This is a genomic window from Amycolatopsis sp. NPDC088138, assembly GCF_044741685.1.
Classification (GTDB): Bacteria; Actinomycetota; Actinomycetes; order Mycobacteriales; family Pseudonocardiaceae; genus Amycolatopsis.
Genome location: NZ_JBIUTB010000007.1, coordinates 646,329 through 671,954, shown reverse-complemented (window position 1 = coordinate 671,954; position 25,626 = coordinate 646,329). Strand labels below are relative to the sequence as shown.

General features: G+C 71.0%; 25 protein-coding genes, 2 pseudogenes and 1 riboswitch. Of the genes and pseudogenes, 5 read left to right on the top strand and 22 right to left on the bottom strand.

Going from position 1 to position 25,626, the window contains the following annotated elements:
* Window positions 1-60 precede the first annotated feature (60 nt).
* Window positions 61-894: a DUF6597 domain-containing transcriptional factor gene (locus tag ACIOD2_RS39870; protein ID WP_400550195.1), complete on the top strand. Its 834-nt coding sequence runs from the start codon at window positions 61-63 to the stop codon at window positions 892-894.
* Window positions 895-945: 51 nt separating this feature from the next.
* Here the strand turns inward: ACIOD2_RS39870 and ACIOD2_RS39865 are convergent, their stop codons facing one another.
* Window positions 946-1,299, bottom strand: coding sequence for an Lsr2 family protein (locus ACIOD2_RS39865; protein WP_400550193.1), 354 nt, complete (start codon window positions 1,297-1,299; stop codon window positions 946-948).
* 144 nt (window positions 1,300-1,443) lie between these two features.
* A complete protein-coding gene (lysS, locus tag ACIOD2_RS39860; RefSeq protein WP_400550191.1) occupies window positions 1,444-2,955 on the bottom strand; it encodes a lysine--tRNA ligase in 1,512 nt (503 codons plus the stop codon).
* 76 nt (window positions 2,956-3,031) lie between these two features.
* Here lysS and ACIOD2_RS39855 point away from each other — a divergent pair, with 76 nt between their 5' ends.
* From ACIOD2_RS39855 to ACIOD2_RS39845, 3 genes are all read left to right on the top strand, one after another.
* Entirely contained in the window at window positions 3,032-3,793 is a 762-nt protein-coding gene (locus ACIOD2_RS39855; protein WP_400550189.1) for a class I SAM-dependent methyltransferase, read from the top strand.
* A gap of 37 nt (window positions 3,794-3,830) precedes the next feature.
* A riboswitch (guanidine-III (ykkC-III) riboswitch) is annotated at window positions 3,831-3,890 on the top strand.
* Window positions 3,891-3,923: 33 nt separating this feature from the next.
* Window positions 3,924-4,238 (top strand): DMT family transporter, encoded by a 315-nt coding sequence (locus ACIOD2_RS39850; protein WP_400550187.1) that lies wholly within the window; start codon window positions 3,924-3,926, stop codon window positions 4,236-4,238.
* Between the two features lie 33 nt (window positions 4,239-4,271).
* On the top strand, window positions 4,272-4,676 hold the full coding sequence (locus ACIOD2_RS39845; protein ID WP_400550185.1) for a DUF6640 family protein: 405 nt from the start codon (window positions 4,272-4,274) through the stop codon (window positions 4,674-4,676).
* On the opposite strand, the gene ACIOD2_RS39840 is transcribed toward ACIOD2_RS39845, so the two are convergent.
* The 7 genes from ACIOD2_RS39840 to ACIOD2_RS39810 form a co-directional block, all read right to left on the bottom strand.
* A complete protein-coding gene (locus ACIOD2_RS39840; RefSeq protein ID WP_400550183.1) occupies window positions 4,673-5,452 on the bottom strand; it encodes a type III pantothenate kinase in 780 nt (259 codons plus the stop codon). The two genes, ACIOD2_RS39845 and ACIOD2_RS39840, sit on opposite strands and share 4 nt — an antisense overlap.
* Window positions 5,453-5,457: 5 nt before the next feature.
* Window positions 5,458-5,952, bottom strand: coding sequence for an aspartate 1-decarboxylase (panD, locus tag ACIOD2_RS39835; RefSeq protein ID WP_400550181.1), 495 nt, complete (start codon window positions 5,950-5,952; stop codon window positions 5,458-5,460).
* Window positions 5,953-5,961: 9 nt separating this feature from the next.
* On the bottom strand, window positions 5,962-6,873 hold the full coding sequence (gene panC / locus ACIOD2_RS39830; protein WP_400550179.1) for a pantoate--beta-alanine ligase: 912 nt from the start codon (window positions 6,871-6,873) through the stop codon (window positions 5,962-5,964).
* Complete coding sequence (locus ACIOD2_RS39825; protein ID WP_400550675.1) at window positions 6,870-7,829, bottom strand: Rossmann-like and DUF2520 domain-containing protein; 960 nt, start codon at window positions 7,827-7,829, stop codon at window positions 6,870-6,872. Before ACIOD2_RS39825 ends, panC begins: the two co-directional genes overlap by 4 nt.
* 88 nt (window positions 7,830-7,917) lie before the next feature.
* Complete coding sequence (locus ACIOD2_RS39820; protein ID WP_400550673.1) at window positions 7,918-9,021, bottom strand: PrsW family intramembrane metalloprotease; 1,104 nt, start codon at window positions 9,019-9,021, stop codon at window positions 7,918-7,920.
* 132 nt (window positions 9,022-9,153) lie between these two features.
* Complete coding sequence (locus ACIOD2_RS39815; protein ID WP_400550177.1) at window positions 9,154-11,466, bottom strand: DUF6779 domain-containing protein; 2,313 nt, start codon at window positions 11,464-11,466, stop codon at window positions 9,154-9,156.
* Between the two features lie 165 nt (window positions 11,467-11,631).
* Complete coding sequence (locus tag ACIOD2_RS39810; protein WP_400550175.1) at window positions 11,632-12,093, bottom strand: DUF3180 domain-containing protein; 462 nt, start codon at window positions 12,091-12,093, stop codon at window positions 11,632-11,634.
* A gap of 61 nt (window positions 12,094-12,154) precedes the next feature.
* Between ACIOD2_RS39810 and ACIOD2_RS39805 the strand changes: the two genes are divergently transcribed.
* Entirely contained in the window at window positions 12,155-13,090 is a 936-nt protein-coding gene (locus ACIOD2_RS39805; protein WP_400550173.1) for a MerR family transcriptional regulator, read from the top strand.
* 52 nt (window positions 13,091-13,142) lie between these two features.
* Here ACIOD2_RS39805 and folK read toward each other — a convergent pair whose 3' ends face one another.
* The 13 genes and pseudogenes from folK to ACIOD2_RS39740 all read right to left on the bottom strand — a co-directional run bounded on the left by folK (window position 13,143) and on the right by ACIOD2_RS39740 (window position 25,555).
* The gene (gene folK / locus ACIOD2_RS39800; protein ID WP_400550171.1) at window positions 13,143-13,634 is read right to left on the bottom strand and encodes a 2-amino-4-hydroxy-6-hydroxymethyldihydropteridine diphosphokinase; all 492 of its coding nucleotides are present in this window, start codon (window positions 13,632-13,634) and stop codon (window positions 13,143-13,145) included.
* Window positions 13,631-13,990, bottom strand: coding sequence for a dihydroneopterin aldolase (gene folB, locus ACIOD2_RS39795; RefSeq protein WP_400550169.1), 360 nt, complete (start codon window positions 13,988-13,990; stop codon window positions 13,631-13,633). The genes folK and folB overlap by 4 nt, the downstream gene beginning before the upstream one ends.
* Window positions 13,983-14,789, bottom strand: coding sequence for a dihydropteroate synthase (gene folP, locus ACIOD2_RS39790; RefSeq protein ID WP_400550671.1), 807 nt, complete (start codon window positions 14,787-14,789; stop codon window positions 13,983-13,985). Before folP ends, folB begins: the two co-directional genes overlap by 8 nt.
* A 35-nt stretch (window positions 14,790-14,824) precedes the next feature.
* A pseudogene (gene folE / locus ACIOD2_RS39785) lies at window positions 14,825-15,169 on the bottom strand (GTP cyclohydrolase I); the annotation flags it as partial.
* Window positions 15,170-16,141: 972 nt separating this feature from the next.
* Window positions 16,142-16,405, bottom strand: a pseudogene (locus ACIOD2_RS39780) (GTP cyclohydrolase I); the annotation flags it as partial.
* Window positions 16,383-18,797 carry an ATP-dependent zinc metalloprotease FtsH gene (ftsH, locus tag ACIOD2_RS39775; RefSeq protein WP_400550167.1) on the bottom strand — a complete coding sequence of 805 codons (2,415 nt, stop codon included), beginning with the start codon at window positions 18,795-18,797 and terminating at the stop codon, window positions 16,383-16,385. The pseudogene ACIOD2_RS39780 and the gene ftsH, both read right to left, overlap by 23 nt.
* Window positions 18,798-18,999: 202 nt before the next feature.
* Entirely contained in the window at window positions 19,000-19,818 is an 819-nt protein-coding gene (locus ACIOD2_RS39770) for an ESX secretion-associated protein EspG (RefSeq protein WP_400550165.1), read from the bottom strand.
* A 389-nt stretch (window positions 19,819-20,207) separates the two neighbouring features.
* Complete coding sequence (locus tag ACIOD2_RS39765) at window positions 20,208-20,993, bottom strand: ESX secretion-associated protein EspG (RefSeq protein WP_400550163.1); 786 nt, start codon at window positions 20,991-20,993, stop codon at window positions 20,208-20,210.
* Window positions 20,994-21,068: 75 nt separating this feature from the next.
* Window positions 21,069-22,499 (bottom strand): hypothetical protein, encoded by a 1,431-nt coding sequence (locus tag ACIOD2_RS39760; RefSeq protein ID WP_400550161.1) that lies wholly within the window; start codon window positions 22,497-22,499, stop codon window positions 21,069-21,071.
* Between the two features lie 22 nt (window positions 22,500-22,521).
* Window positions 22,522-22,887 carry a hypothetical protein gene (locus ACIOD2_RS39755; RefSeq protein ID WP_392760229.1) on the bottom strand — a complete coding sequence of 122 codons (366 nt, stop codon included), beginning with the start codon at window positions 22,885-22,887 and terminating at the stop codon, window positions 22,522-22,524.
* A 146-nt stretch (window positions 22,888-23,033) separates the two neighbouring features.
* The gene (gene hpt / locus ACIOD2_RS39750) at window positions 23,034-23,585 is read right to left on the bottom strand and encodes a hypoxanthine phosphoribosyltransferase (RefSeq protein ID WP_323324456.1); all 552 of its coding nucleotides are present in this window, start codon (window positions 23,583-23,585) and stop codon (window positions 23,034-23,036) included.
* A gap of 3 nt (window positions 23,586-23,588) precedes the next feature.
* A complete protein-coding gene (tilS, locus tag ACIOD2_RS39745) occupies window positions 23,589-24,548 on the bottom strand; it encodes a tRNA lysidine(34) synthetase TilS (protein WP_400550158.1) in 960 nt (319 codons plus the stop codon).
* Window positions 24,545-25,555: a zinc-dependent metalloprotease gene (locus ACIOD2_RS39740; protein ID WP_400550668.1), complete on the bottom strand. Its 1,011-nt coding sequence runs from the start codon at window positions 25,553-25,555 to the stop codon at window positions 24,545-24,547. The genes tilS and ACIOD2_RS39740 overlap by 4 nt, the downstream gene beginning before the upstream one ends.
* Window positions 25,556-25,626 lie beyond the last annotated feature (71 nt).

The window sequence follows — 25,626 nt, the reverse complement described above, 5'->3', positions numbered from 1 at the left end:
GAGATCAAAACGACCGGCCACGTCGCCGTCTTGAAAGAACGCGACAGTTACCGTTGAGCCGTGGCTGAACACCGGATCCCGCAGGGCATCGTGGCCGAGGCGGCCGCCCGCGCGATGTTCACCCTCACCCGGCACCCGCCGGCGCCCGAACTCGCCGCATTCGTCGACTACCACTGGGTGCTGCACTGGGACCGGCGCGGCAAACCGCCCTACGAGCAGCGTGTACTGCCGAACCTCGCGGTGCACGCGACGTTCTTCCCGACGGCTTCCGGCGTCTACGGACCGGCACGTGAAGTGTTTTCCCACGTCTTGGAGGGGCGGGTGCAGGGCCTCGGCGTGCGATTCCGGCCCGGGTCCTTCCGCGCGTTCCTCGACGGCCCGGTGAGTGACATCGCCGACCGCGCTGTCCCGCTCGCCGATGTTTTCGGCGCAAAGGCCCGCGAAGCTGCGGAATCGGTGCGGACCGCGGCCGGCGACGCGCAAATGGTCGGTGCGATCGACAACTTGCTGATGGCAAATGCGGTGGTACTCCGACCGGCCGCACGAGAGGCCGTCGCGGCGGTCGAATCAATCGCGCGTGATCCCGGAATTACCCGGGTGGCGCAGCTGTGCGCGGATACTGGACTAACCGCGCGCTCGGTGCAGCGGCTGTTCGCCGAACACGTCGGCTGCCCGCCCAAGTGGGCGATCCGGATATACCGCCTCAACGACGCGGCGTACCGGATCGCCACCGAAGGACCGGTGGATTACGCCGGACTGGCGGTTCGGCTGGGCTATAGCGACCAGTCGCACTTCATCCGCGATTTCCGGATCGTGACCGGCCAGTCGCCCGGCGAGTACGCCCGAACGGCCCGCACCGACCCCGGTCCGGTACCCGACAGCCACCGGACATGAAGAAAGCCGCCGGGCGAATTCGCCCGGCGGCCTCAGTCCGCAAACCCCGCGTCAGTTCTTCTTGTGGTAGGCCTCGACGACCTCGGACGGGATCCGGCCCCGGTCCGAAACGGCGTACCCGTTCTTGCGCGCCCAGGCGCGAATGGCCTGGTTCTGCTCACGGTCGACGGCGGCCGGGCGAGCGGAGCCCTTGCCGCCCGCGACCGGACGCACGGAAGCGCGCTTGCGACCACCGGCACGACGGGCGTGCTCGACATACTGGGCGAGCGCGTCCCGAAGCTCTTCGGCGTTATCCGAGGAGAGGTCGATCTGGTAGCTGATGCCGTCCAAACCGAACTCGACGGTCTCTTCCGCCTCACTGCCGTCGAGGTCGTCGACCAGCGAGACGAGCACCTTCTGTGCCATCTGTTTCCTCCTGCGGGGGCTTACTCAATGATCTGGTTACGGGGCGGGCCCCGCACAGAAGACTTTGTCTGTACATTAGTACCCGCTTCCGGGTGACAGCGCAAATCTCATTGAGATAACCAGTAGACAACTCACACGGCCGGGTTATTCGGGTCGCGTGAGCGGGAAGAGGATCGTCTCCCGGATACCGAGACCGGTCAAGGCCATCAGCAGCCGGTCGATCCCCATTCCGACCCCGCCGCTCGGCGGCATTCCGTACTCAAGTGCCCGGAGGAAATCCTCATCCAGCCGCATGGCTTCGCTATCGCCCTGCGCGGCCAGCAAGGACTGTTCGGTGAGCCGTTCCCGTTCGACGACGGGATCGACCAGCTCGGAGTATCCGGTGGCGAGTTCGAAACCGCGCACGTAGAGGTCCCACTTCTCGGCCACGCCGGGCCGCGAGCGGTGCTGCCTCGTCAATGGCGAGGTCTCCAGCGGAAAATCACGCACAAACGTCGGGGCGTGCAGCTGATCTCCGACGAGATGCTCCCACAGTTCCTCGACGAGCTTGCCGTGCCCGAGCTTCGGATCCACTTCCAGGCCCCTGGCCTGCGCAAATCCGTGCAGTTTGGCGGCCGGTGTCTCCGGCGTCACCTCTTCGCCGAGGGAATCGGACAACGACTCGTACATTCCGAGTGTGGTCCATTCGCCGGAGAGGTCGTACTCCGAACCGTCGGGCAGCGTGACGACTTCGGTGTCCAGGACGTCGCGCGCGGCCGACTGGATCAGCTCCCGGGTCATCACCGCATTGGTGTCGTACGTGGCGTACGCCTCGTAGTACTCGAGCATCGCGAACTCCGGCGAGTGCGACGAGTCGCTGCCCTCGTTCCGGAAGTTGCGGTTGATCTCGAAAACCTTCTCGATCCCGCCGACGACGCAGCGCTTGAGGTAGAGCTCCGGCGCGATCCGCAGGAAGAGCTCCAGGTCGAACGCATTCGAATGCGTCACGAACGGGCGCGCCGCGGCGCCGCCGTGCAGCGTCTGCAGCATCGGCGTCTCGACCTCGGTGAACCCGCGCTGGTGGAACGACTCCCGCAGCGACCGGACGACGCCGGCGCGCGTGCGCACGACGTCCCGCGCGCGCGGGCGCAGGATGAGGTCGACGTAACGCTGCCGGATCCGCGTCTCCTCGGCGAGCTCCTTGTGCGCCACCGGGAGCGGGCGCAGCGACTTCGACGTGATGCGCCAGCTGTCGGCCATCACGGACAGCTCGCCGCGCTTGGAGGTGATGACCTCACCGTGCACGAAGACGTGGTCACCCAGGTCGACGTCGGACTTCCACGCCGCCAGCGCGTCTTCGCCGACCTTCGCCAGGCTGATCATCGCCTGCAGTTCCGTGCCGTCACCCTCGCGCAGGCTGGCAAAGCACAGTTTGCCCGTATTGCGCAGGAACATCACCCGGCCGGTGACGCCGACCAGATCGCCGGTCGCGGTGTCGGCGGGCAAGCCGGAATGCGACGCGCGGACCTCGGCGAGTGAGTGCGTCCGAGGGACCTCGACCGGATAGGGATCGATGCCTTCGGCGATGATCCGGTCGCGCTTCTCCCGGCGCACCCGCATCTGCTCGGGCAGTTCGTCTTCGGCGGGGTCGCTGGTGGAAGCGGGGTTTTCGGTCATGGCCCATAGGGTACGAACCTCGCGCGACGCTACGCCAACCGGATTACCTTTCTTTTCCGTCCATTAGCCTGGGCCGGTGAGTGATCCCACACCCGGCATCCGCGCCCGCCAAGCCGCCTCCTTCGGCTCGCGTGCCGGCGCGTACGCCGAGCACCGGCCCGACTACGCGCGGGAGGCGATCGAGTGGGGGCTCGCCGGCGCGGACGGCACGCCCCGTCGCGTGCTCGATCTCGCCGCGGGAACCGGCAAGGTCACCGTGACCCTGGCCGAACTCGGCCTCGACGTCACCGCGGTCGAACCCGACCCGGAAATGCTGGCGGAACTGTCCCGGCTGCTGCCGTCCGTGACCGCGCTGGCGGGCCGCGCGGAACAGATCCCGCTGCCCGACGCGAGCGTCGACGCGGTTTTCGCCGGCCAGGCGTTCCACTGGTTCGACGCCGACCTCGCGATGACCGAAATGGCCCGGGTGCTGCGCCCGGGAGGCGTGTTCGTGCCGATGTGGAACTACGAGGACGAATCGGTGCCGTGGGTGGCGGAGTTCACCGAAATCGCCCGCATGGGCGGGCGCCGCCCGGACACCGACGGCGACCGGCAGCCGGCCACCCACCCGGCGTTCACGCCGTTCGAAAGCGGCCGCTTCCGCCACGCACACCGGCGGACCGCGGACAGCCTGGCCGAAACGCTGCAGACCTATTCACGCGTGATCGTGTCGGATCCGGCGGAGACCGCACCACTGGTCGCGCAGGTCCGCCACTTCCTGGAGACGAACCCGGCGACGGCGTCCGGCGAGTTCGACCTGCCGCTGATCACCTGGACGTTCCGCAGCCGCCGGCGCTGAAGCGGACATTTCCTGTCATGGCCGCGTGCTAACGTCGGAATCGGCGAGCACGCCCCGGACGAACGCGTCGTACCCGGTCAGGACAAGACGGCGCAGTGATGAGCACCTCAACACTGCGAAAGGCCCGACCATGTCCTGGCTCGTCCTGATCCTGTCCGGAGTCCTCGAAACCGTCTGGGCCGCCGCGCTCGGCGCGTCCAAGGGATTCTCCCGCGTCATTCCCGCGGTGGTGTTCCTGATCGCCCTCCTGCTGAGCATGAGCGGGCTGGCCTACGCCCTGCGGGAGATCCCGCTCGGCACCGGTTACGCGATCTGGGTCGCCATCGGCACCATCGGCACCGCGGTCTACGGCGTCGTCGTGCTCGGCGATCCGGCGTCGGCCACCCGGATCGCCTGCCTGGGGCTGATCGTCGCGGGGGTCGTCGGGCTGAAACTGCTTGCTTGACCTCCAGCAAAGTGGAGGTTCAAGACTGTAACCATGGCTACCAAATCCTGGGGACGCGCACTCATCTCACTGACGTCCCTGCTGACCGCGGCCGGCCCCTACAAGGCCGACTGGAACGAGACCCACGTCAAGAACCCCGCCTGGCCTCCGCACGCGAAGTTCCACAACGGCCAGACGATGAGCCTGGGGCTCGCGCTCGGCGTCACGAGCCTGTGGCAGCTCTGGCGGGCCCCCTCGTCCCGGGAGGGGCTCGACGCGGGCGCGACGCTGGCCTCGCTCTACTGGCTGACGCAGATCTCGGCGCTGGCCTACCCCGGCTCGAAGGCCGTCGACCCGCCGGGGACGGCGAAGTTCCCGCAGGCGGTGGTGGCGTTCCCGGCGCTGGCCGTGACGGCGCTCGGGTACGTCCTGGAACGACGGCGGCTGGCGCGCGGCTAAGGCCGGATGTTGCGCTCGTAGACCAAGCGCAGGCCGAGCAGGGTCAGGTCCGGGACGTGCTCGGTGATCGTCTCCGACTCCCTGATCACCAGGGGCGCGAGGCCACCGGTGGCGAGCACCGCCACCGGTTCCCGGCCGCCCGGGGACAGCTCGCGGGCGATGCGGCGGACGAGCCCGTCGACCTGGCCCGCGAAGCCGTAGAGAATGCCCGACTGCAGGCACTCCACCGTGTTCTTGCCGATCACCGAGCGCGGCGGCACCAGCTCGACCTTGCGCAACGCCGCCGCGCGCGCGGCCAGCGCGTCCACCGAGATCTCGATGCCCGGGGCGAAGGCTCCGCCCAGGAACTCGCCCCGGGCCGAGATCGCGTCGACGTTCGTGGACGTGCCGAAGTCGACCACGACGCACGCCGTGCCGCTGTGCAGGTGGTGCGCGGCCAGCGTGTTCGCCAGCCGGTCCGCGCCCACCTCCTTCGGGTTGTCCACGAGCAGGGGCACGCCCGTGCGCACCCCCGGCTCGACGACGATCTTCGGCACCTTCGCGTAGTAGCGCGAAAGCATCACCCGCAGCTCGCGCAGCACCGCCGGCACCGTCGACAGCGCGCTGATCCCCGTGACGTCGTCCGCGTGCGGGCCGAGGAGCCCGCGGACGGTCAGCGCGAGCTCGTCGGCGGTGATCCGCGCGTCCGTGCGCATGCGCCAGTCGCCCGCGAGCTCGGTGCCGGAATACAGGCCCAGCACGATGTTCGTGTTGCCGACGTCGACGGTGAGCAGCAAGCGGGTCAGCTTTCCGCGTGCAGCAGCGCGTCGAGCCGGCGCGCGTCCGCCGTCTCGGCCACCGGGAAGATCGCCGTCTCCTCCTCCGGCAGGGTCACCGTGCCGCTGAGCAGCCCGGAGCCCTCCGGCGCCTGGCCGGGATCGGTGTGCCGGTGGACGATCCGGTTGTCCGCGTCGACGAACACCACGCGTGGTTCGTACGTCGCGGCTTCGGCGGTTTCCATCTGACCGTAGGAGATCAGGATGACCAGGTCACCCGGGTGCACCAGGTGCGCCGCGGCGCCGTTGATGCCGAGCACGCCGCTGCCGCGTTCCCCCTTGATGACGTAGGTCTCCAGCCGCGACCCGTTGGTGACGTCCACAATGGACACCTGCTCCCCCGGCAGCAGGTCCGCGGCTTCCATCAGGTCCTCGTCGACGGTTACCGAGCCGACGTAGTGCAGGTCGGCCTGGGTGACGGTGACCCGGTGGATCTTCGACTTGAGCATGGTGCGGTACATAGTGGACTCCTATTCCCCTGCGTCCCGCTCCGGATGCGCCGGGTGATCTACCGAAGCACCGAGCAACACCGGAACGTTGTCGATCAGCCGGGTACTCCCCACCCGGGCCGCGATCAACAGTCGTGCCTCACCATCGACGGGCGCGGGCCCGAGGTCGGTTCCCCTCAACTCCAGGTAATCCACCTCGACCGCGGGCCGCGCGGCGAGGGTCTTCCACGCGGTCTCGAGGACCGCGTCCGCCCCGTCCCGGCCGACGAACGCCCCCGCGGTGAGGGCGGCCGACAGGACGATGGCGTCTTCACGCTGCTCAGGCGTGAGGTAGACGTTGCGCGACGACAGGGCCAGCCCGTCACGCTCGCGCACGGTCGGCACGCCGATCACGTGCGTGTCGATGTTCAGGTCGCGCACCATCCGCTTGATCAGGACCAGTTGCTGGTAGTCCTTTTCGCCGAAGAGCGCGTAGTCCGGACGGAGCAGGTTGAACAGCTTCGCCACGACGGTCAGCACCCCGGCGAAGTGCCCGGGGCGGACGGCGCCCTCGAGCTCGTCGCCGAGCGGGCCGGGGTGCACGGTGACGACGGCGCCCTCGGCGTAGAGGGCGTCGGCGGCCGGGGTGAAGGCGATTTCGACGCCGTCCTCACCCAGCACGGCGAGGTCGGCCTCCAGCGGACGCGGGTAGGCCTCGAAGTCCTCGCCTTCGCCGAACTGCAGCGGGTTGACGAAGATCGAGGTGGCCACGACGTTGTTCGGCAGCCGCTTCGCGCGGCGGATCAGCTCGCGGTGCCCGGCGTGCAGCGCGCCCATGGTCGGCACGAGCGCCAGCTTGCGGCCGACGCCGTGCAGGGCCCGGCTGACCTGGCTCATCTGCTCGGGCGAGGCGAACTGGTTCAGGGTGCCGCGACTGAATTTCGGTGTGGTCACTGGTCTGGGTGCCCTTCGGCGGGATCGTCGAGGAGGTCGGTGAGTTCTTTGGCGCCCGCGGTGTCCAGCAGCCCGGCGGCCCTGGAACGCTCCGCCGTGCGCTTGGCCAGCGCCCGGTAGGCCGGCGCGACGTCCGGCGCGCGGTCCGCCAGCACCTCGAGGTGCTTGCGGACGGTGCCGACGTCGCCACGCGCGACCGGGCCCGTGAGCGCGCGGTCGCCGTGTCGGAGCACATTATCCAACGCGGCCGAAAGCAGTGGCGCGACCAGCCGTTCGGGTTGCCCGATTCCGGCTTCACGCAAGACTTCCGCGCAGTCGGCGACCAGCGTCATCAGGTGGTTCGCGCCGTGGGTCAACGCAGCGTGGTAGAGCGCTCGCGCGGAGTCGGGGATGCGCACCGGCTCGGCGCCCATCTCGACGGCCAGCGCTTCGCCGACGTTCCAGGCCGCCTCGTCGTCCTCCATCGCCGTGACGCCGATGCTGCACGTCGCCAGCCGTTCGAGGTCCTCCTCGCGGCCGGTGAACGTCATCACCGGGTGCAGCGCCAGCGGGAGCGCCCCGGCCTCGGCCGCGGGCGCCAGGACGTCGATGCCCTGCGCGCCGGAGGTGTGCACGACGATCTGGCCCGGCCGCAGCGACTCCGTGGCGACGAGCCCGCGGACCATGCCGGCCAGCGCGTCGTCGGGGATGGCGAGCAGCACCAGGTCCGCCCGGCGCACGGTTTCGTCGGGCGGCAGGAGGGGCACGTCGGGGAGGAGGCGTTCGGCACGGGACAGCGACGCGGCGGACAGCCCGGACGCGGCGACCACGGTGTGTCCCGCCCGGGCCAGTGCGGCCCCGAGCACGCTGCCCACCCGGCCGGCGGAAACGACACCGACCGCGAGGCGGGCGGGCCTCATCATGGCGTGCGCCTGTGGACGCTCATGGTTCGCAGACTCCCTCTGCTCTCGTTCCAGTCCCGCTCCGGGTACCGGACGACGGCGCGAGACTAACTCGGCTGAGCGCGCGCCGTTGAACCCGGGTGACCAGCTTCACCCGGACCGGTCACGCGCGAGTGGCCTCGTCGGCCAGGCGCGTGGCTTCCGCCCTGGCGGCCTTCAGCGTGCGCAGCAACTCCTGCTGGCGCCGCTCGTCGGCGTCGGTGCGGATCTCCTGCCGGTCCAGGAACGCCAGCTCCGTGACGCTCGCCTGGTACACGGCCACGGCCTTCGCGGCCTGCTTGCCGGACTGCCGTTTCGCCTGGCGACGCCACGCGCGACGGCCGGGCAGGCTCGCCAGCAGCTCGACCTCCGACGGCGCGATCCAGCGCGCCGAGGCCATGTGCGGCAGGGCGGCTTCGATGATCCGCTGCTCCCGGCGTCGCTGCAGGACCACCAGGTAGACCACGCCGAGGAACAGCGGCAGCATGATCAGGAAGTACACGGTCAGGAACTTCGACCCGCCGAGCAGCGCGGCGCTGTTCCACAGCGCGTGCAGGCAGACCGCGGCCAGGTAGCCGGCGATCGGCGCGATGATCTTCAACGCCTTGGTCGTCGTCCGGGCGGCGATGCCGATCCCGATGCCGGTGAGCACCGCGAACAGCGGGTGCGTGAACGGCGCGAGCACACCCCGCAGGAAGAACGCCGTGATGACACCCTGGCTGTGGCCGTCACCGAAGCCGTAGTCGTTGAAAGCACGACCGAAGTAGTAGATGTTCTCGGTGAACGCGAACCCGGCCGCGCTGAACCCGGCGTAGACGACGCCGTCCACGACGCCGTCGAACTCGCTGCGGCGGCGCCACAGGATGAGGACGACGAAGAGCGCCTTCGCGGCCTCCTCGACGACCGGCGCGGAAATCAGCGCCGCGACGGTGTTGCCGCTGCCCTTGCCGAGCAGCTCGTCACCGACCGCCTCGGCTGTGGTGTTGATGAGCAGCGCGGTGATCGTCGCGATGCAGGCACCCCAGGCGAACGCCAGCAGCAGGAACTTCGCCGGCTCGGGCTCCCAGCGATCGACCCACAGGAAGCCGGCCACCACCCCGGCGACCGGCACCAGGGCCGCCAGCACGCCGATGGTGACGGCGAGCGGGCCGACCCGCGCCGTCGCCAAGCCGAACAGGAACAGGCCGCACAGGGCGACCACGATCAGCCCGAGCACCGGCAGCAGCACGGTGATCCGGCGAGGCCGCCGTCCGCGATCGAGTCCCGTCGCGGGCGAGAGGGTTCCGCTCACAGCGGGTCACCCTACGCAGACCGGACACGGACCGGAATGCGAACCCCGGGTGAGAGTCGCGGCCAAGCCTCAGTCCTCGGCGCGCCGCCTGCGGCGCGGGGTCGAACCGGTTCCGCCGTTCGCCGCCAGCAGCTCGCTGACCGAGCGGCCGGTGTTGTGCGACCCGCTGCCCGGCGTCTCGCCGCGGCGGCCGTTGCGCGGGGCCGGGCCGTTCCCGTTGCCGTTCTGCCCGTTCGCGCCGTGACCGTTCTGCCCGTTCGCACTGTGCCCGTTGTGGCCGTTGCCGTTGTGCTCGACGTCGGCCGGGTCGACCGGCGTCATGTTGCGCCGCGACATGGACGCCCGCTCGGCGACCATGCCTTCCCAGGCCGGCGGCTCGCCGTCCGGACGGCGACGGCGGCCACCCGAAGGCTCGGGCGGCGGCGGGGGCACGGCGGGCATCACCTGCGAGTCGTCCGGCTTCCGGCGACGACCGCCGGCCGGGCGGCCCTGGAAGTTGCGCACCGACTCCGGCAGCGTCGGGTTGACCGGCTGCGCCTCGGCCTGGGCCGCCTCCGCGGGAGCGCGGTGCGAACCGTGCCGGGACGCCGGCTCGTCGAGGATCGGCGACATGTCGGCCCGCGAGAACTGCTCCAGCCGCGACGGACGACGGCCGTCGGCGGCCGGGACCGGTGTGGTCGGCGGGACGACGGGCGGCAGGTTCGTCCGCGAGGGCGGGCCGGCGTTCGGCACCGGCGCCGTCGCCGGGACGACCGGGAGGTTGGTGCGCGACCCCGTGACGTCTCGCGGCATCGGCGGCTTCCGGTCGGCGGGCTTCGGCTCCGGCGGCTTCGGCCGGTTGGGGCGCTGCCGCTCGGCGAAGTCGTCACGGTTCTGGAACGCCGCACTCAGGTCGGCCACCGGACGCTCGACCGGCCGGATGTCCGAACGCGACATCTCGGACGGCTTCGGCGGCGGCACGCTGGCCGCCGGACGGCCCTGGGGCGGACGTGCGGGCGGCTCGGGAGCCTTCCGCTGGGCGTTCGGGTTGGGCACGCGCGGCAGGTCCGAACGGGACATCTCGACCCGCGGGATGTCGGGGCGCGACATCTCGACGCGGGGAATGTCCGGACGCGACATCTCGACGCGCGGGATGTCCGAACGGGACATCTCCCCGGGCCTCGGCCGCTCGACGCGGGGCAAGTCGGAGCGCGACATCTCGGCGGGACGCTGCCGTTCGACACGCGGCAGGTCCGAACGCGACATCTCGGCCGGGCGCTGACGCTCCACACGCGGCAAGTCGGAACGCGACATCTCGGCCGGGCGCTGACGCTCCACACGCGGCAAGTCCGGACGGGACATCTCGACGCGGGGAATGTCCGGGCGCGACATCTCCACCCGCGGGATGTCGGGGCGCGACATCTCGGCGGGGCGCATCTCCCCGCGCGACATCTCCGCGCGGCGCGCGGGCGGCGGCTCGGGACGGCGGATCTCCGTCTTCGGCTCCGGACGGCGGATCTCGGTCTTGGGGTCGGCGGCCCGCGGCACGTCACGGCGTGTGGGCTCGGCGGGGACTTCGGGACGGCGCTCGGGCTGCTTCGCGACCTCGGCCGGGTTGGGCAGCCGCATCGGCTGCGACTCGGCCTGGCGGCGGGCCGCCTCGGCACGCAGCTCGGCGGCCTTCAGCTCACGCTGCGCGGCGTTCAGCGCCGGGTCGACCTCGGGCACGGGCGGACGGCGGTCGCTCAGCGGCTTCGGCCGGGCGATCTGCTGGGTGCTCTGCACGTTGACGTTGGCGGGCGCCTTGGGTCCGTTGGCGCCGTTGGCCGGCTTGCCGCCGAACCCCTTGCCCTTGCCACCACCGAAGCCCTTGCCGTTCGCGGGCTTGCCGTTGGACGCCTTGCGGCGGCGCTCGTCGAGCACCCGGTCGATCAGCTCGGTCGGCCGTTCGCCGCCCTCGCTCACCGGCTGCTTCGCGGCCATCAGCTGAGCCGGCTTCTTCTTCGGCGCGCCGTCGGGGATCATCCGGTTGTCGTCGGAGAGCTTGCGCATGCGGGTCGCCTGCGCGGTCAGCGCGACGCGTTCGAGCAGCACCTCACCGCCGAACAGCGACTGGAGGCTGTCGCGCAGCGCGGAGACTTCGGCGCGCAGCGCCTCCAGCTCCTCGCGGCCACGGGAGTCGGCCGCCGTGCGGTTTTCCGCCTCCACCTCCAGTTCGTACTCGCGCCGGGCCGCGATCTCGCGCTCCAGCTCCAACTCGTACACAGCCTGCGCCTCGGAGACCGCATCCTCGCTCTGTGCCGCGTGCTTGCGGTACTTCACGGCGAGGAACGCGCCGATCAGGGCAGCCCAGAGGGCCGCAACGATCCCGAGTCTGAGGTACTTGAGATCGTTGCTGAGCACCAGTGCGAGGGTGGCTCCGATGGCGAGGACGAATCCGACAACAAGCCACGGCCTACCCAGAAGGCGGCCGCGCGAGTCGTCACCCACGCCGGTCATGACTGACACCGTACCTGCTCGTAATCCGAACGAGACCTACTCGGTCCAGCGAGCGGTGGGATTCCAGCGCTAACCGGTCGCCCCGCGAGTCCGTTCCCGCTCTTGGTCGCGCGGGGTCCGGCAGCAGTGTTCGAGCCACAAACCCCCTGCTACCAGCAGCGCAGCGGAAACCACGCCGACCACCGCGGACCGGGTGTCGAGCACCGCGGCGACGAGTTCGTCACGTCGGGGAAAAAGATAGACGAGCGCCGCCAGCCAAGCACCGGTCATGAATGCGCCAGCGAGTGACGAAGCCTTCGCCAAGGCCACCGATCGGGCGATCCCGATAGCGGCAACGACCCGGCCGCCCTTGATCCGAGAGCGAATGACGAACGCGAGCACGACCTCGATCACGGCCAGCACCGCGAACGTGACGCCGGCGAGCAGCGGCAGCTGGGGCAGCGAGCCGTAGGCCACCTGGAAGAGGAGGTAGCCGAGGACCAGGCCGAGTACCCCGGCCACCACCAGGTCGCGAGGCCGGGTGAAGTGCATGTCTCAACCGTACCGTGCGACGCTTGACTCTCCAGCGACTGGAGACTTCATCATGCGTCTTGTGGGTACCACCGCGATCTTCACCATCGGCGAGCTGGCCAGGCGCACGGGCCTGCCGGTCAAGACCATCCGGTTCTACTCGGACGAGGGCCTGCTGCCCCCGACCGACCGGACGGACGCCGGCTACCGGCTCTACGACGCCACGGCCATGGCCCGGCTCGAGCTGGTCCGCACCCTGCGCGAGCTCGGCCTCGGCCTCGCCGACGTCTCCGCCGCCCTGACCCGGTCCTCGACCGTGGGCGAGCTGGCGACCCGGCACGTCGAGGCGCTCGACGAGCAGATCCGGCGGCTCCGGCTGCGCCGGGCGGTGCTGCGCGCGGTGGCCAAACGTGATTCCGAGCTGGAGGAAGTGAAACTGATGAACCGTCTCGCGTCGATGTCCGACGAGGAGCGCAAGCGGCTGGTCGACGAGTTCTGGGACGAGATGGTCGCCGGCCTCGAGATCGATCCGCAGTTCTACGAGCGGATGCGCGCCGGGAAGCCCGAGCTGCCGGACGACCCGTCGCCGGAGCAGCTGGAAGCCTGGATCGAGTTCGCCGAGCTCGTGCAGGACCCGTCGTTCCGGACCCTGATCCGCACGATGAGCGAAACCCAGGCCCAGCAGATCGCCGACGGCGAGTTCCACCCGCCCGCCGACGCCTGGCAGCAGAACTGGCCGGGCTGGGTCTCCCGCGCCGAAGCGGCGCTGGCGGCGGGCGATTCGCCCACGTCGGAGGTGGGGCAAACGCTTGCGGCGGAGATCGCGGCGGCCACCGCCCGCCCCGACCAGGACCCGGCCTCGGCCGGGTTCCGCACCGAGATGGCCGACCGCTTCGCCACGAGCGGCGACCCGCGGGCCGAGCGCTACTGGCAGTTGCTCGCGACCATCAACGGCTGGCCGCCGGTCCCGACGGCCCAGCCCGCGGTGCAGTTCATGATCGCGGCCCTGCGCGGCTGACCGACCCTGGGCGGCAACTCGGCGACGAGCTGCCGCCCGGGGCTTGACTTGCTCAGCTCAGCGTGAGGTCGGTACGCCGGACCGTGTCGACGTCGGACGCCGGGCGCGCGGCCAGCAGCGCGGCGACCGGGCCGTGACCGGGCAGGACCGCGCCGGGCTCGATCTCCAGCCACGGGACCAGCACGCTCGCGCGGTCCGGCGTGCCCGGGTGCGGCAGCAGCAGCTCCGGGTCGGCGGAGGTGACGCCCTCGACCGTGACGACGTCGACGTCCAGCGTCCGCGGCCCCCAGCGCAGCTCCCGCACCCGCCCGGCCGCCTGCTCGGCGGCCTGGCCGGTGCGCAGCCACGCCCAGTGGTCGCGGTCCGGGTCGTCGACGACGCAGACGGCGTTGAGGAAGTCCGGCTGGTCCTCGACGCCCCACGCCTGGGTTTCGTACACGCTCGACACCGCGACCAGCGCGGGCCGGACGGCGTCCAGCGCGAGCTTCAGGAAGCCGAGCCGGTCGCCGAGGTTGGACCCGAGGGAAAGGACGGCGCGGCTCATCGCTCGCGCCGGACCGTGACGGCCACGTCGTCGAAGGTCAGCGGGATCGGCGCCGACGGCTTGTGCACGGTCACCTCGACCGCGGCCAGGCGTTCGTCCCGGATGACGGCGTCGGCGATCGTGCCGGCGACCTTCTCGATCAGGTCGTACGGCTCGCCCGCGACGATCCCGGCGGCCAGCTCGGCCAGCTCGCCGTAGTGCAGCGTTTTGGTCAGGTCGTCCGACGCGGCAGCGGGCCCGAGGTCGAGCCACACCGTGATGTCGACGACGAACTCCTGGCCGTCCCGCTTCTCGTGCTCGAACACCCCGTGGTGCCCGAACACCCGCAGGCCGGTCAACGTGATCCGGTCAGGCATCCGGCGAACCCTTCCACCACGCCGCGGCCACGGTGACCGCGTCCAGCGACGCCCCGACCTCGTGCACCCGCACGCCCCACGCCCCGGCGGCCGCGGCGAGCGCCGAGATGGCCGCGGTCGCGTCCTCCCGGCCGTCCGGCGGCCGCGGCGTACCGTCCTTTTCGGACAGCAGCCGGCCGAGGAACCGCTTGCGGGAAGCGCCGACGAGCACCGGGAAACCCAGGGAGAGCAACGAGTCCAGCCCGCGCAGCAACGCCCAGTCGTGCTCGGCGTTCTTCGCGAACCCGAGCCCGGGATCCAGCACGATCGCGCTCTCGGCCACCCCCGCCGCGAGGGCGTCGTCCACCCGCGCCAGCAGCTCGGACCGGACGTCGGCCACGACGTCGTCATATTTCGCGAGGGCCTGCATGTCCTCGCTGTGCCCACGCCAGTGCATCAGCACCCACGGCGCGCCGGACTCGGCCACGACCCGCGCCATGTCCGGATCGGCCAGCCCACCCGAGACGTCGTTGACCACGTGCGCCCCGGCCTCGAGCGCCGCGGCGGCCACCGCCGCGCGCGTGGTGTCGACGGACAAGGCCACACCCTCACCGGCGAGCGTCCGGATCACGGGGAGAACCCGAGCCAGCTCGGTCTCGGCGTCCACCCGCAGCGCCCCGGGCCGCGTCGACTCCCCGCCGACGTCGATCAGGTCCGCGCCCCGCGCCCACATCGCCCGCGCGTGCTCCAGCGCCTGGTCGACGTCGAGGTAGCGGCCACCGTCCGAAAAGGAATCCGGCGTCACGTTCAGCACGCCCATCACGACGCACCGCCCGGGCGCGGGCAGGATCGTGCTCACCGACGCGCCTTGATGAGGTCGAGCGCCTCCGCCCGTGACGAGGCCGAGGTCTTGAGCAACCCCCGCACGGCCGAGGTGGTCGTGCGGGCGCCAGGCTTCCGAATGCCCCGCATGGCCATGCAGAGGTGCTCGGCCTCGATGACGACGATGACACCGCGCGGCTCGAGCTTGCGAACGAGCGCATCGGCGACCTGCGAGGTCAGCCGTTCCTGAACCTGGGGGCGCTTGGCGTAGAGGTCGACCAGGCGGGCGAGTTTCGAGAGGCCGGTGACCTTGCCGCCCGCGTTCGGGATGTAGCCGACGTGCGCGACCCCGTGGAATGGCACGAGGTGGTGTTCACAGTTATGAGTTAAATGTCCCGCGATCAAAAACGTCGGATGCGGATCGCATTTGAAACTGTAAACAGTGTAAGGCTTGGCGCCGTTCGCGGTCACGGGGGTGACCGACTCGACCTGCACGTACTCCGACTCGATCAGGTCGGTCGCGTAGTCGTCCTGCGGGAAACCGTGCTTCCGGAACCAGCTGTCGGCGACGTACAACCGCGACGCGGTTCCGCCGGTGTTCGCGGTGAACCGGGCACCGATCACGGTGGCCAAGTCCTCCAGGAACGGCGTGTTCGCGCTCGCGATGATCCGCCCCGCCGAATGCTTGCTCCGGTGCCCGTCTCCGTCGACGTAACCGTCGAGGAAGCCGTTGAAGGTCGACAAGTCGTTGAGCACCACCATCGGGAACCGCTGCCGCTGGTGGTGGGCGTCGCCACCCACGTACTGCCGCATCAGGTCCGCGAGGAACGAGGACACGACTCGCACCCGGAAGCCGGGGAGATCTCGCCCCAGGTAGCCCGAAGGCCGGGAGGTCGGTTCGACCTTGGCGTCGATCCCGAAGGCGCGGTGCAGGGACTCGGCGAACTTCTTCGCGTAGTCCCGGTCGTTCACCACGAGCGAGACGTACCGGTCGGCGACCGTCCCGTCGGCGCAGACGGTCCCGACGACGTAGCCGAAGTCGTACCCGAGGCTTGGGCGCCACCGGTCCCGGCAGAGCTTCTTCGCGTGGGTCCACTCGATGAAAGAGCCCTCGACGTCCTTCGCTTCCTTCCAGCCCTCGGGCGTCGCCAGAGGGTGGTCGGGCGTGACGAGGAACTTGCCGGCCGACGTCTTCACCTCGACCAGCTCACGCGTCTGGTGCGAGCTGATCTCGGTGACCTCGGTCTCCTCGACGTTGCCGCCGACGAGCGTCCACAGTTTGTCGCCCACCCGCACGTCGGCGGCCTGCTTGCGGCCGCCGACGGCGTTCACGGTCTGCTTGCTGGGCACACATTGGCTGTACATCGGGATGTCCGTGACCAGGACCAGCTCTTCGTGCGACTCGTCGAAGGTCTTGTCCAGTACCGAATCCGGCTCGATGTAGAGGCCGGCGAACATCTCCTTGTACGCGCGGGCGACCCGGGCCGGGGTGTCCTTCAGGCCGTCCCGGTCCGGGTTTTCGCCGCAGGCCAGCAAAAGCTCGTGGATCGCCTTCTCCGCCCGGTCTTGGTCGAAGACCGGGCGGCCGGCGTCACTGGGGCTTTTCTGGTCCATCCACGTCACGACGCTCTCCCTCGCTCTGCTGGTTGCCCGCTTGATCGGCGAACCAGCCGTGCTCGCGAGTGCGTTCTTCGCCACCGGGGCGCCACGACTGACCCGGCTGGCCGCCGGGAGAGGTCGCGGGGGTCCAGCCCGGAGGGGCCCCGTAGTTCGGCGGGCCGCTCTGGCCTGCCGGGCCACCCTGGTAACCGCCGCCGGGCTGGGCGCCGTAGCTCTGCGGCCAGTGCGACGTGCCGTTCGGGCCACCGTTCGACCCGCCGTAGGGGCGGCCGCCGTTCGGGTAGGCGCCCGGAGGCGGCGGAGCGTACGGGTTGGCGTTGGGATCCGGCGCCGAGCTCGGGTACGGCGGGCCGCCGGGCAGGTCGCCGCCGCCTTGCGCGGTGCCGACCGGGGTCGGCTCCGGCTTGAGGACCGGCTTCTCCTTCTCCGGCGGGGGCCACGGCTCGCCGCGCTCGATCGCCAGCTCGCCCGGGGTCTTGATGGGCGGCTTGTCGGACGGCGTCCGCTCACCGAACTCGTTGAACACGGTGATGTGCGGGCGCTTCTCGACCGTCGCGAAGATCCGCTCGAGGTCCTTGCGGGTCAGCGTCTCCTTCTCGAGGAGTTCGATGACCAGCTCGTCGAGCACGTCGCGGTAGGTGTTGAGCACGTGCCACGCCTCGGTGTGCGCGGTCTCGATGAGCTTGCGCACCTCCTCGTCGATCTCGTGCGCCACCTCGAGCGAGTAGTCCGCCTGACGGCCGGCCGAGCGCCCCAGGAACGGGTCGCCCTGCTCCTGGCCGTACTTGACCGCGCCCAGGCGGGCGCTCATGCCGTACTCGGTGACCATCGCGCGGGCGATCTTCGTCGCCTGCTCGATGTCCGAGGACGCGCCGGTGGTGGGCTCGTGGAAGACGAGCTCCTCCGCCGTGCGGCCACCCATCGCGAAGACCAGCCGCCCGATCATCTCGGAGCGGGTCATCAGGTCCTTGTCGTCCTCCGGGACGAGCAGCGCGTGCCCGCCCGTGCGGCCGCGAGGCAGGATGGTCAGCTTGTAGACCGGTTCGATGTCCGGCATCGCCCACGCGGCGAGCGCGTGCCCGCCCTCGTGGTAGGCCGTGATCTTCTTCTCCTTCTCGGAGATGATCCGGCTCTTGCGGGCGGGGCCGCCGACGACGCGGTCGACGGACTCCTCCAGCTCGACCTCGCTGATCACGTGCCCGTTCTTGCGGGCGGTGAGCAGCGCTGCCTCGTTCAGCACGTTCGCCAGGTCGGCGCCGGACATGCCGACGGTCCGCTTGGCCAGGCTGGTGAGGTCGGTGCCCTGGGCGATCGGCTTGCCCTTGGAGTGCACCTCGAGGATCGCCTTGCGGCCGCGCAGGTCGGGCGCCGAGACCGGGATCTGCCGGTCGAAGCGGCCCGGGCGCAGCAGCGCGGGGTCGAGGATGTCGGGCCGGTTGGTGGCCGCGATCAGGATGATGCCGCCGCGGGCGTCGAAGCCGTCCATCTCGACGAGCAGCTGGTTCAGCGTCTGCTCGCGCTCGTCGTGGCCGCCGCCGAGGCCGGCGCCGCGCTGGCGGCCGACCGCGTCGATCTCGTCCACGAAGATGATGCACGGCGCGTTCTGCTTGGCCTGTTCGAACAGGTCACGGACACGCGAGGCACCGACACCGACGAACATCTCGACGAAGTCCGAGCCGGAGATCGTGTAGAACGGCACACCCGCTTCACCCGCGACAGCTCGCGCGAGCAGCGTCTTGCCGGTACCGGGCGGCCCGTAGAGCAGGACGCCCTTCGGGATCTTCGCGCCGAGCGCTTGATATCGCGCTGGGTTCTGCAGGAAGTCCTTGATCTCGTAGAGCTCTTCGACGGCCTCGTCGGCACCCGCGACGTCCCCGAAGGTCGTCTTGGGCATGTCCTTGTTCAGCTGCTTGGCCTTGGACTTGCCGAAGTTGAGGACGCGGTTGCCGCCGCCCTGCGCGTTGTTCATCATCCACATCAGCAGGCCCAGCACGAGGGCCAGCGGGATGGCGAAGATGAGGATCTGGGTCAGCACGCCCTGCTGCGTGACCTTGGTGGTGAACTTGACCCCGCCATCGCCGTTCTTCGCGGCCAGCAGCTTGTCGTAGATCTCAAGCGACGCGTTGGCCGGGTACTGGGCGATGATCTGGGTGGTTTGCTGCCCGTCGACGTCGATGGACTTGTTGAGCAGCAGTTTGACCTGCTGCTCCTTGTCCTCGAGGCTGGCTTCCTTGACGTTGTTCGTGGTGATCTGGGAGTTCGCCACCGAGATGGGTGCCTGGGTGTACCCACGATCACTGTCGAAGATCGTGTTGTACGCGAACAACGCCAGCAACCCCGCGACGATCCACAGCAGTGGGTTCCTGAGCACGCTCTTCCGGTTCATACGACTCGGCCCTGGTGGCCTCGACCCTCCCTGGTTGGGCGGCTCCTGTGATACCCGCCATCACGATCTTGACAACCCGTGGTGCCTGGACACCCGTCCCAACAGGGTACCGTCCGCTGCCGCGTTCATCCCCTGTGAGCCTCTCGCAGGTCAACGGGCGATACCGCGTCCTGGTTCCCGTTCGGCCTACACCCTTGTCACGCTATCGCGTGCCGTCCGACACACTGCTCACCATCTCGCCCAGCCGGGTCCGCAAAGTCGCCGGGTCCGCGGGGGCCACGGTGACCCACTCCCGACCGTCCGTACCTGCGCGGGAGAGGCTCAGGTACCGCCCGGTGGCGGTGTCGAACCAGGCCAGCACGCGGGACCGTTGCTTGGCCCCGACGTGGGACCGGCTGTTCGCTGCCAGCTGACCGCCGCGCATCCGGGGCTGCCCCGAGAGCCGGGCGTAACCCTCGCGCGGGTCGGCCGTGGTGCGCTCGCTGAGCGGCGTCCGGCGTTTGCCCTTGGTCTCCTGCACGCTGGGCGCCGACGGCAGCGACACCGGCACCCGGATCGGGGCGGTGTGCAGGGCTTCGTCCAGCGGCAGCGTGACCGAGGCCTCGGTGCCGCGGGGCCCGCCGGGCAGCACGCCGACGACGGCCGAGACCAGCCCGTCCTTCGGGATGTCCCGCAGCCAGATGCCGTCGGCGTCCTGGACCGCGAGCACGCCCTTGGTGTCGTCGGCCGCGGCCAGCACGCCGACGGTCGGCGCCTCGAACTGCGGGATGTGCAGCGCGTCGATGGTCAGGGGCGCGAAGGCCAGCAGCTCCAGCGCATCCTCGATCGGCGGCGCCGGCCTGCCCTGCGGCTCGCGGATGCCGCGCGCCTTCAGCTCGACGTCGGTGCGGTGGCGCAGCGAGACCCGCTCGTCTTCGGTCGCGCCGTGCGACCGGATCCGCAGCGGGTACGGCAGCTCGCCGAGCCGCGCCGACTCCCACAGGAAGTCGAACGCCAGCGGCGAGAAGAACTCTTGCATCACTACTCTCCCGGATCGGACTCTTGCTCAGCGTAGCCCGCACCACCGACAAAACGGGATCGTCCCGTCCGCCGGCTGGGCACGCTCGGAGAACCCGGGGCCGATCTTGGCAGAGGAGGTGTGGGGCCGGTGTTCGCGGTGTCCGAAGCAGCCACTCGCGGGGCGGGTGCGGGGGCCTTGGAGCGGAGCCGGTGAAGGCATCGCGGTGCGGCCGGGGCCGCGCGTGGTCGCGATCCGCGCGAGGCGGGCCCACGAAAGCGTCGCGTGGCGAATCAAGCCACTGAGGTCGGCCGGGTGTCAGACCGTGCTGGTCGCCGGCACGAGCGTGATCCAGTCACGGCCGGACGTCACCTGGGTCTGCCGGTGGTGGCGGCCGAGTGGCCGCCGCAGCCTCAAACCGTGCTGGTCGCCGACGCTCCCGCGAGCATCTCGCCGAGACGGTGGCGCAACGTCGCCGCGTCCGCGGGCGCGATCGTGATCCAGTCACGGCCGTCGCGGCCCTGGCTCGCCTGGGTGAAGTAGCGGCCCGATTCCGTGTCGAACCAGCTCAGCACCGGCGTGCGGGTGCGGGCGCCCATGCGGGTGCGGGCGTTCGCGGCGATCTGGCCGCCGCGCAGGCGCGGCTGGGCGTGCAGCCGGGCGAGGGCCTTGCGGTCGTCGTCGGCGCTGGTGCGGTCGTCGCCGGGGCCGCGGCGCTGCAGGAAGTCGACGCCGTGGGCGCCGACCAGCTGGTCCAGCGGCACCGTGATCGACTTCTCGCTGCCACGCGGGGCGCCGGGCAGCAGCGAGACGATCGCGCTGGCCAGGCCGTCCACCGGGCACGGCTGCAGGTGCAGGCCGCGGGTGTCCTGGACGGCCAGCAGGCCCTGGCCGCCCAGCACGCCGGCGATCGCGAGCAGCGGCTCGGCGTCCGGGGCGATCAACTGGACGGCGTCCAGGCTCAGTTCCGGCGTCGCCAGCAGCCCGAAGTAATCCTCGACGTGCGGTTCGGGACGGCCACGGCCGTCCGCGAGCCCCCGCGCCGCCAGGCCCTCCAGCGTCCGCCGGCGCAGCAGGGACCGCTCGTCTTCGGTTTCGCCGTGCGACCGGGCGCGCAGCGGGTACGGCAGCTCACCCAGCCCGGCGGACTCCCACAGGAAGTCCACCTCGACCGGGGTCAGCAGCTCAGCGTTCGGCATCGAGCCACCCCCCAGAAAACAGACTCAAGACAAGAAAGCGGGCCGGGCGCGCTGGGCGCGCCCGGCCCGTGACGATCAGCGGTTTTCGTCGTCCTCGGACCACGCGCCGATGACCGGCGGCGGGGTCGCCTCGTTGGCACCGAAGGCGGCGTCCGGGTCGGCTTCGATGAGGAACGACGCGTGCGTGTGCTCCTCGTCCTGCTCGCCCTGGGCACCGTGCGGAGCCATCCCGCCGCCCATGCCACCCATGCCGGGCGGCGGCGGGGTCTGGCCGCCGATGGTGCCCGCGGACGACACGAGACCCTGCTGCGGGGCCTGGGCCGAAGCGGCGCTCTGCGCCTGGCCGTCCGCCGACGCGAGGCTGGTCTCGTTCTGCGACTTGGCGCCGGACCGGTTGCCCTTGCCCAGCGCGCGGGACGCCAGGGCGCCGAGACCGCCGGCGGCGCCGCCGATGCCGAGGCCCATGCCGATCTTGCTGAGCGGGTTGCTGCTGCCGCCGCCGGTCTGGCCGCCGCCGGGCACGTTGCCCGCACCCGTCGCGGTGCCGCCCGGGGTGGTGCCCGCCGCGCCGCCGGGGCCGCCCGGGCCGTCGGCGCCGAGCGCGGCCGCCGCTTCGTGACCGCCGAAGCCCGCCGCGGCGCCGTGGCCCGAGTTCGGGCCGAACGCCGCGTGCTGCGCGTCGAACGCGCCGCCGTTGCCGCCGAAGCCCGCGCCGCTCGAGGCGAAGACCGCGTTGCCCGCGCCGCTCAGGCCCTGGACCGGGCCGGTGTTGCCGACGCTGCTGATGCCGTTGAACGAGATCGAGTTGTGCGACCCCGTCGGCTTCATGCCGAGCGATTCCGGGCCGAAGCTCGGGGTCGAGCTGTCGACCTCGCTCATCGACTTGGTGTAGGCGTTGAAGAACGCGACCTGCTGCGTCTTGACGTCGTTGGCCGCGTCGGACTGCGCCTTCTGGTCGGCGATCAGGGCCGCCGGGCCGCCGGCCAGCGCCGCCGCCATGGCCTGCTTCGGGTCGAAGTCCTTCGGGGCCGGCATCTTCTTGACCTCGGCGGCCGCGGCGGCCTGCCGGGCGAGCCGGTCCGACATCGTGTTCGCGGCCTCGGAGGCCTGCGAACCGGAGTTGGCGATGGCCACCAGCGCGCCCTGGGCACCCGCGGCACCCCGGCCGACCCAGGCGTTGCCCAGCTCGGAGATCGCGTTGTACAGGTGGTCGGAGGCCGCCTTCAGCTCGCTGCCGTGGTGCGACCAGGCGTGCCCGGTCGCCTCGGCGGTGCCGGGGTCGTTGTTGTTGGTCGCGCCGTTGTAGAGCTCCTGGCTGGCCTGGGCGTTCCAGTTCGGCGGGTTCGCGATCGCGCGGTCGCTGCCCATGTCGAAGCCGCCGGCGCTGCCGCGGGCGTTGTCGACGATGTTCTGCGACGACGAGTTGTCGCCGAGCGGGACGAGCGAGCCCGGGTCAGCGGAGCCCGGAGTGGTGGTCGACGGCTGGTCGCTGTGGTTCGGAGCCATGATTTCGAGTCCCCCTCTGGGCTCAGGCGTTGCGGAACGGGTCGGCCGCGGCCTGGTCGATCTCGTGGTACCGGGACATCGCCGTGACGATGCCCTCCTCGGCGGCGGAGTACTGGTCGAGCAGGTTCTGCAGGGCCGCGGAGTACGAGTCGCCGCCGCCGTCCGCGCGCTGGACGAACTTCGCCGCCATCGCGTTGCCGACCGGGTTGTCCCCGAGCTTCGGCGGCTGGGCGAGTGTCCCCGCGCCGCTGAGCAGGGCCTCGACGGCGTCCTTGCCGGTGCGGATCTTGTTCAGCACGGTCTGGGCGGCGTCGGGGTCGATGCCGACCTGACCCGCCGCGGCCGCGGCCTTGAAGGCGTTCGCGTCGGCAGTGCTGCTGTTGCCCATCTGCACTCTCTCCCGTTCCCCCGACCCGGATCACCGCGGGCACGAATAGGTCTTCGCATAGGTTAACGCACGTGATCAGAGCCTATGACGCAATCCACGAAGCCGGGGTTCCGCAAAACCGGTCCTTGCGGTGAACGGTCGGTGAACTAGGACGTGTAGACCTTCGGGTCCAGCGTCCCGATGTAGGGCAGGTCCCGGTAGCGCTCGGCGTAGTCCAGGCCGTAGCCGACGACGAACTCGTTCGGGATGTCGAAGCCGATGTACTTCACCGGGACGTCGACCTTGACCGCGTCGGGCTTGCGCAGCAGCGAAACCACTTCGAGCGACGCGGGATTGCGGCTGGCCAGGTTCTTCAGCAGCCACGACAGGGTCAGGCCGGAGTCGACGATGTCCTCGACGATCAGCACGTCCCGGCCCGCGATGTCGCGGTCGAGGTCCTTGAGGATCCGCACGACGCCGGACGACGACGTCGACGAGCCGTAGGAGGAGACGGCCATGAATTCCAGCTGCGTCGGCAGCGGCAGCGCGCGGGCGAAGTCGGTCATGAACATGACCGCGCCCTTCAGGACACCCACCAGCAGGAGTTCACCCTGCCCGTTGGCCGGATAGTCGGCGGCGATCTGCGCCGACAGCTCCGTGATCTTGTCCTGGATCTGCTGCTCGGTGACGAGCACGGAGGCGATTTCGCCCTCGTACACGGGTCAGTCCCCTCGGGTGGTGGGTTGGGAGATGACGCAGAGCCTGCCACGGCGCCGCCGGGCTTCCAAGTTGCCCGGCAACCAGACACCGCCCTGACCACGCCACCGGGCGACGAGCGCGTCGACCGCCCGGAGGTGCGCGTCGGTGAGCTCGCGCACCCCCGACTCCAGCAGCCACCTGCGGAGAACCCGCCGCCGCAGTGCCGCGGGCTCGCTCTCGAGGACTGCGACATCCAGACCTTCGACGCCGCCCGCACGGGTGAAGATCCTGTCCACCGATGTGTCCAACGCCTCGCTGTCCTCACGCAGCTGCGCGGCCGTGCGGGCGAGTGCGGCCGCGACCCCGCCGTTGAGAACGTCCTCCAGCAGCGGCAGGACCTCGGTGCGCAGCCGGACCCTGGTGAAGCGGGCTTCGGCGTTGTGCGGGTCCTCCCAGGGCTCGACGCCGAGCTCCGCGCAGGCCGCCCGGGTCGTCGCGCGGGGCACCGCCAGCAGCGGACGGCCCCACGGCGGGTCGTGCGGGCGCATCCCGGCGAGGCTGCGCGGGCCGGACCCGCGGCCCAGCCCGAGCAGGACGGTCTCGGCCTGGTCGTCGAGGGTGTGGCCGAGCAGCACGAGCTCGTGCCCGGCGAGGGCGCCGTAGCGGGCCTTGCGCGCGGCCGCTTCCGGGCCGCCGGGACCGGTGACGTCGACCCGGCGCACCTCGGCTTCGTCGGCGCCCAGTGCCTTCGCCGCGGCCGCCGCGTCGGCGGCGATCTTCGCCGAGCCGTCCTGCAGCCCGTGGTCGACGACCAGGGCGCGGACGCGGTGGCCGCGATGGTGCCCGACGTGCGCCGTGGCCTCGGCCAGCGCGAGGGAGTCGGCGCCGCCGGAGACGGCGACGCACAGTTCGGCGGGCGCCTCGATCGTCGCCAGGAACTCGCGGACGGCGCGCCGGACGGCCGCGACCGCCGGCCCGCTCACCCGTGCAGGCGCCGGACCCACGCGGCCGGATCGGCGATCTCGGCGCGCGACGGCAGGGTGTTCGGCGAGCGCCAGACGGCGTTGAAACCCTCCATGCCGACGGCGTCCACGACGTGCTTCGTGAACTTCGCGCCTTCTTCGTACTGACGGATCTTCGCGTCGACGCCGAGCAGCGCCCGCAGCACGCGGTCGAAGACACCGCCGCCCTTGCGCCGGGCGGTGAACCGCGCGCGGATGGTGTCGACACTCGGCACGACCCGCGGGCCGACGGCGTCCATCACGTAGTCGGCGTGGCCCTCCAGCAGCGTCGAGAGGGCGAGCAGCCGGTCGAAGACCGCGCGTTCCTTCGGCGACTGCAGCAGCTCGGCGAGGTTCAGCTTCGGGCCCTGCTTGATCGCCTCGGGCAGCCGTCCGACGAGGTCCGCGAGGCTGTCGGAGCTGCCGCCGGCCAGGCCGGAGACGAGCCGCTCGACCTCGTCGGCGAAGTAGTCGCGCAGCCAGGTGACCGCGGTGAACTGGAGCCGGTGGGTGCACTCGTGCAGGCAGACCCAGAGCCGGAAGTCGTGCCCGGGCACCTTCATCGCGCGTTCCGCGGCGACGACGTTCGGCGCGACCAGCAGCAGCTGGCCGGCTCGCTCCGGACCGCCGAACGGGTCGTACTGGCCCAGCACGCGGCTGGCGAGGAACGCGAGCACCAGGCCCGTCTGGACGCCGGCGCCGCCGGCCAGTATCGGCCCGAACGGGCCGCCCTGCTGCGGCAGCGCGCGCCCGGTGAGCGCGTCCAGGCCGGCGGCGGCGGACCGCACCCAGCCCGGCCGGTCGACGACCTCGCCGGGCAGCAGCGGCAGGTCGAGCCCGAGGCCCGTCAGCTCCCGGACGTGCCCCTCGGCTTCCATGGTCAGCTCGCGCAGGTCGGTGACGGCCGCCTCGGCCTCGTCGCGCGGCACCTGCGGGCCGCCGCGCACGAGCAGCGCCCCGGTCTGCGCGGCGAGCGACCAGTCGACCATGGGCCGGGTCTCGGTTTCCTGACTCACCCTTTCGACGCTACCTGCCCCGAGCGGGTTTCCGGCCACGACTT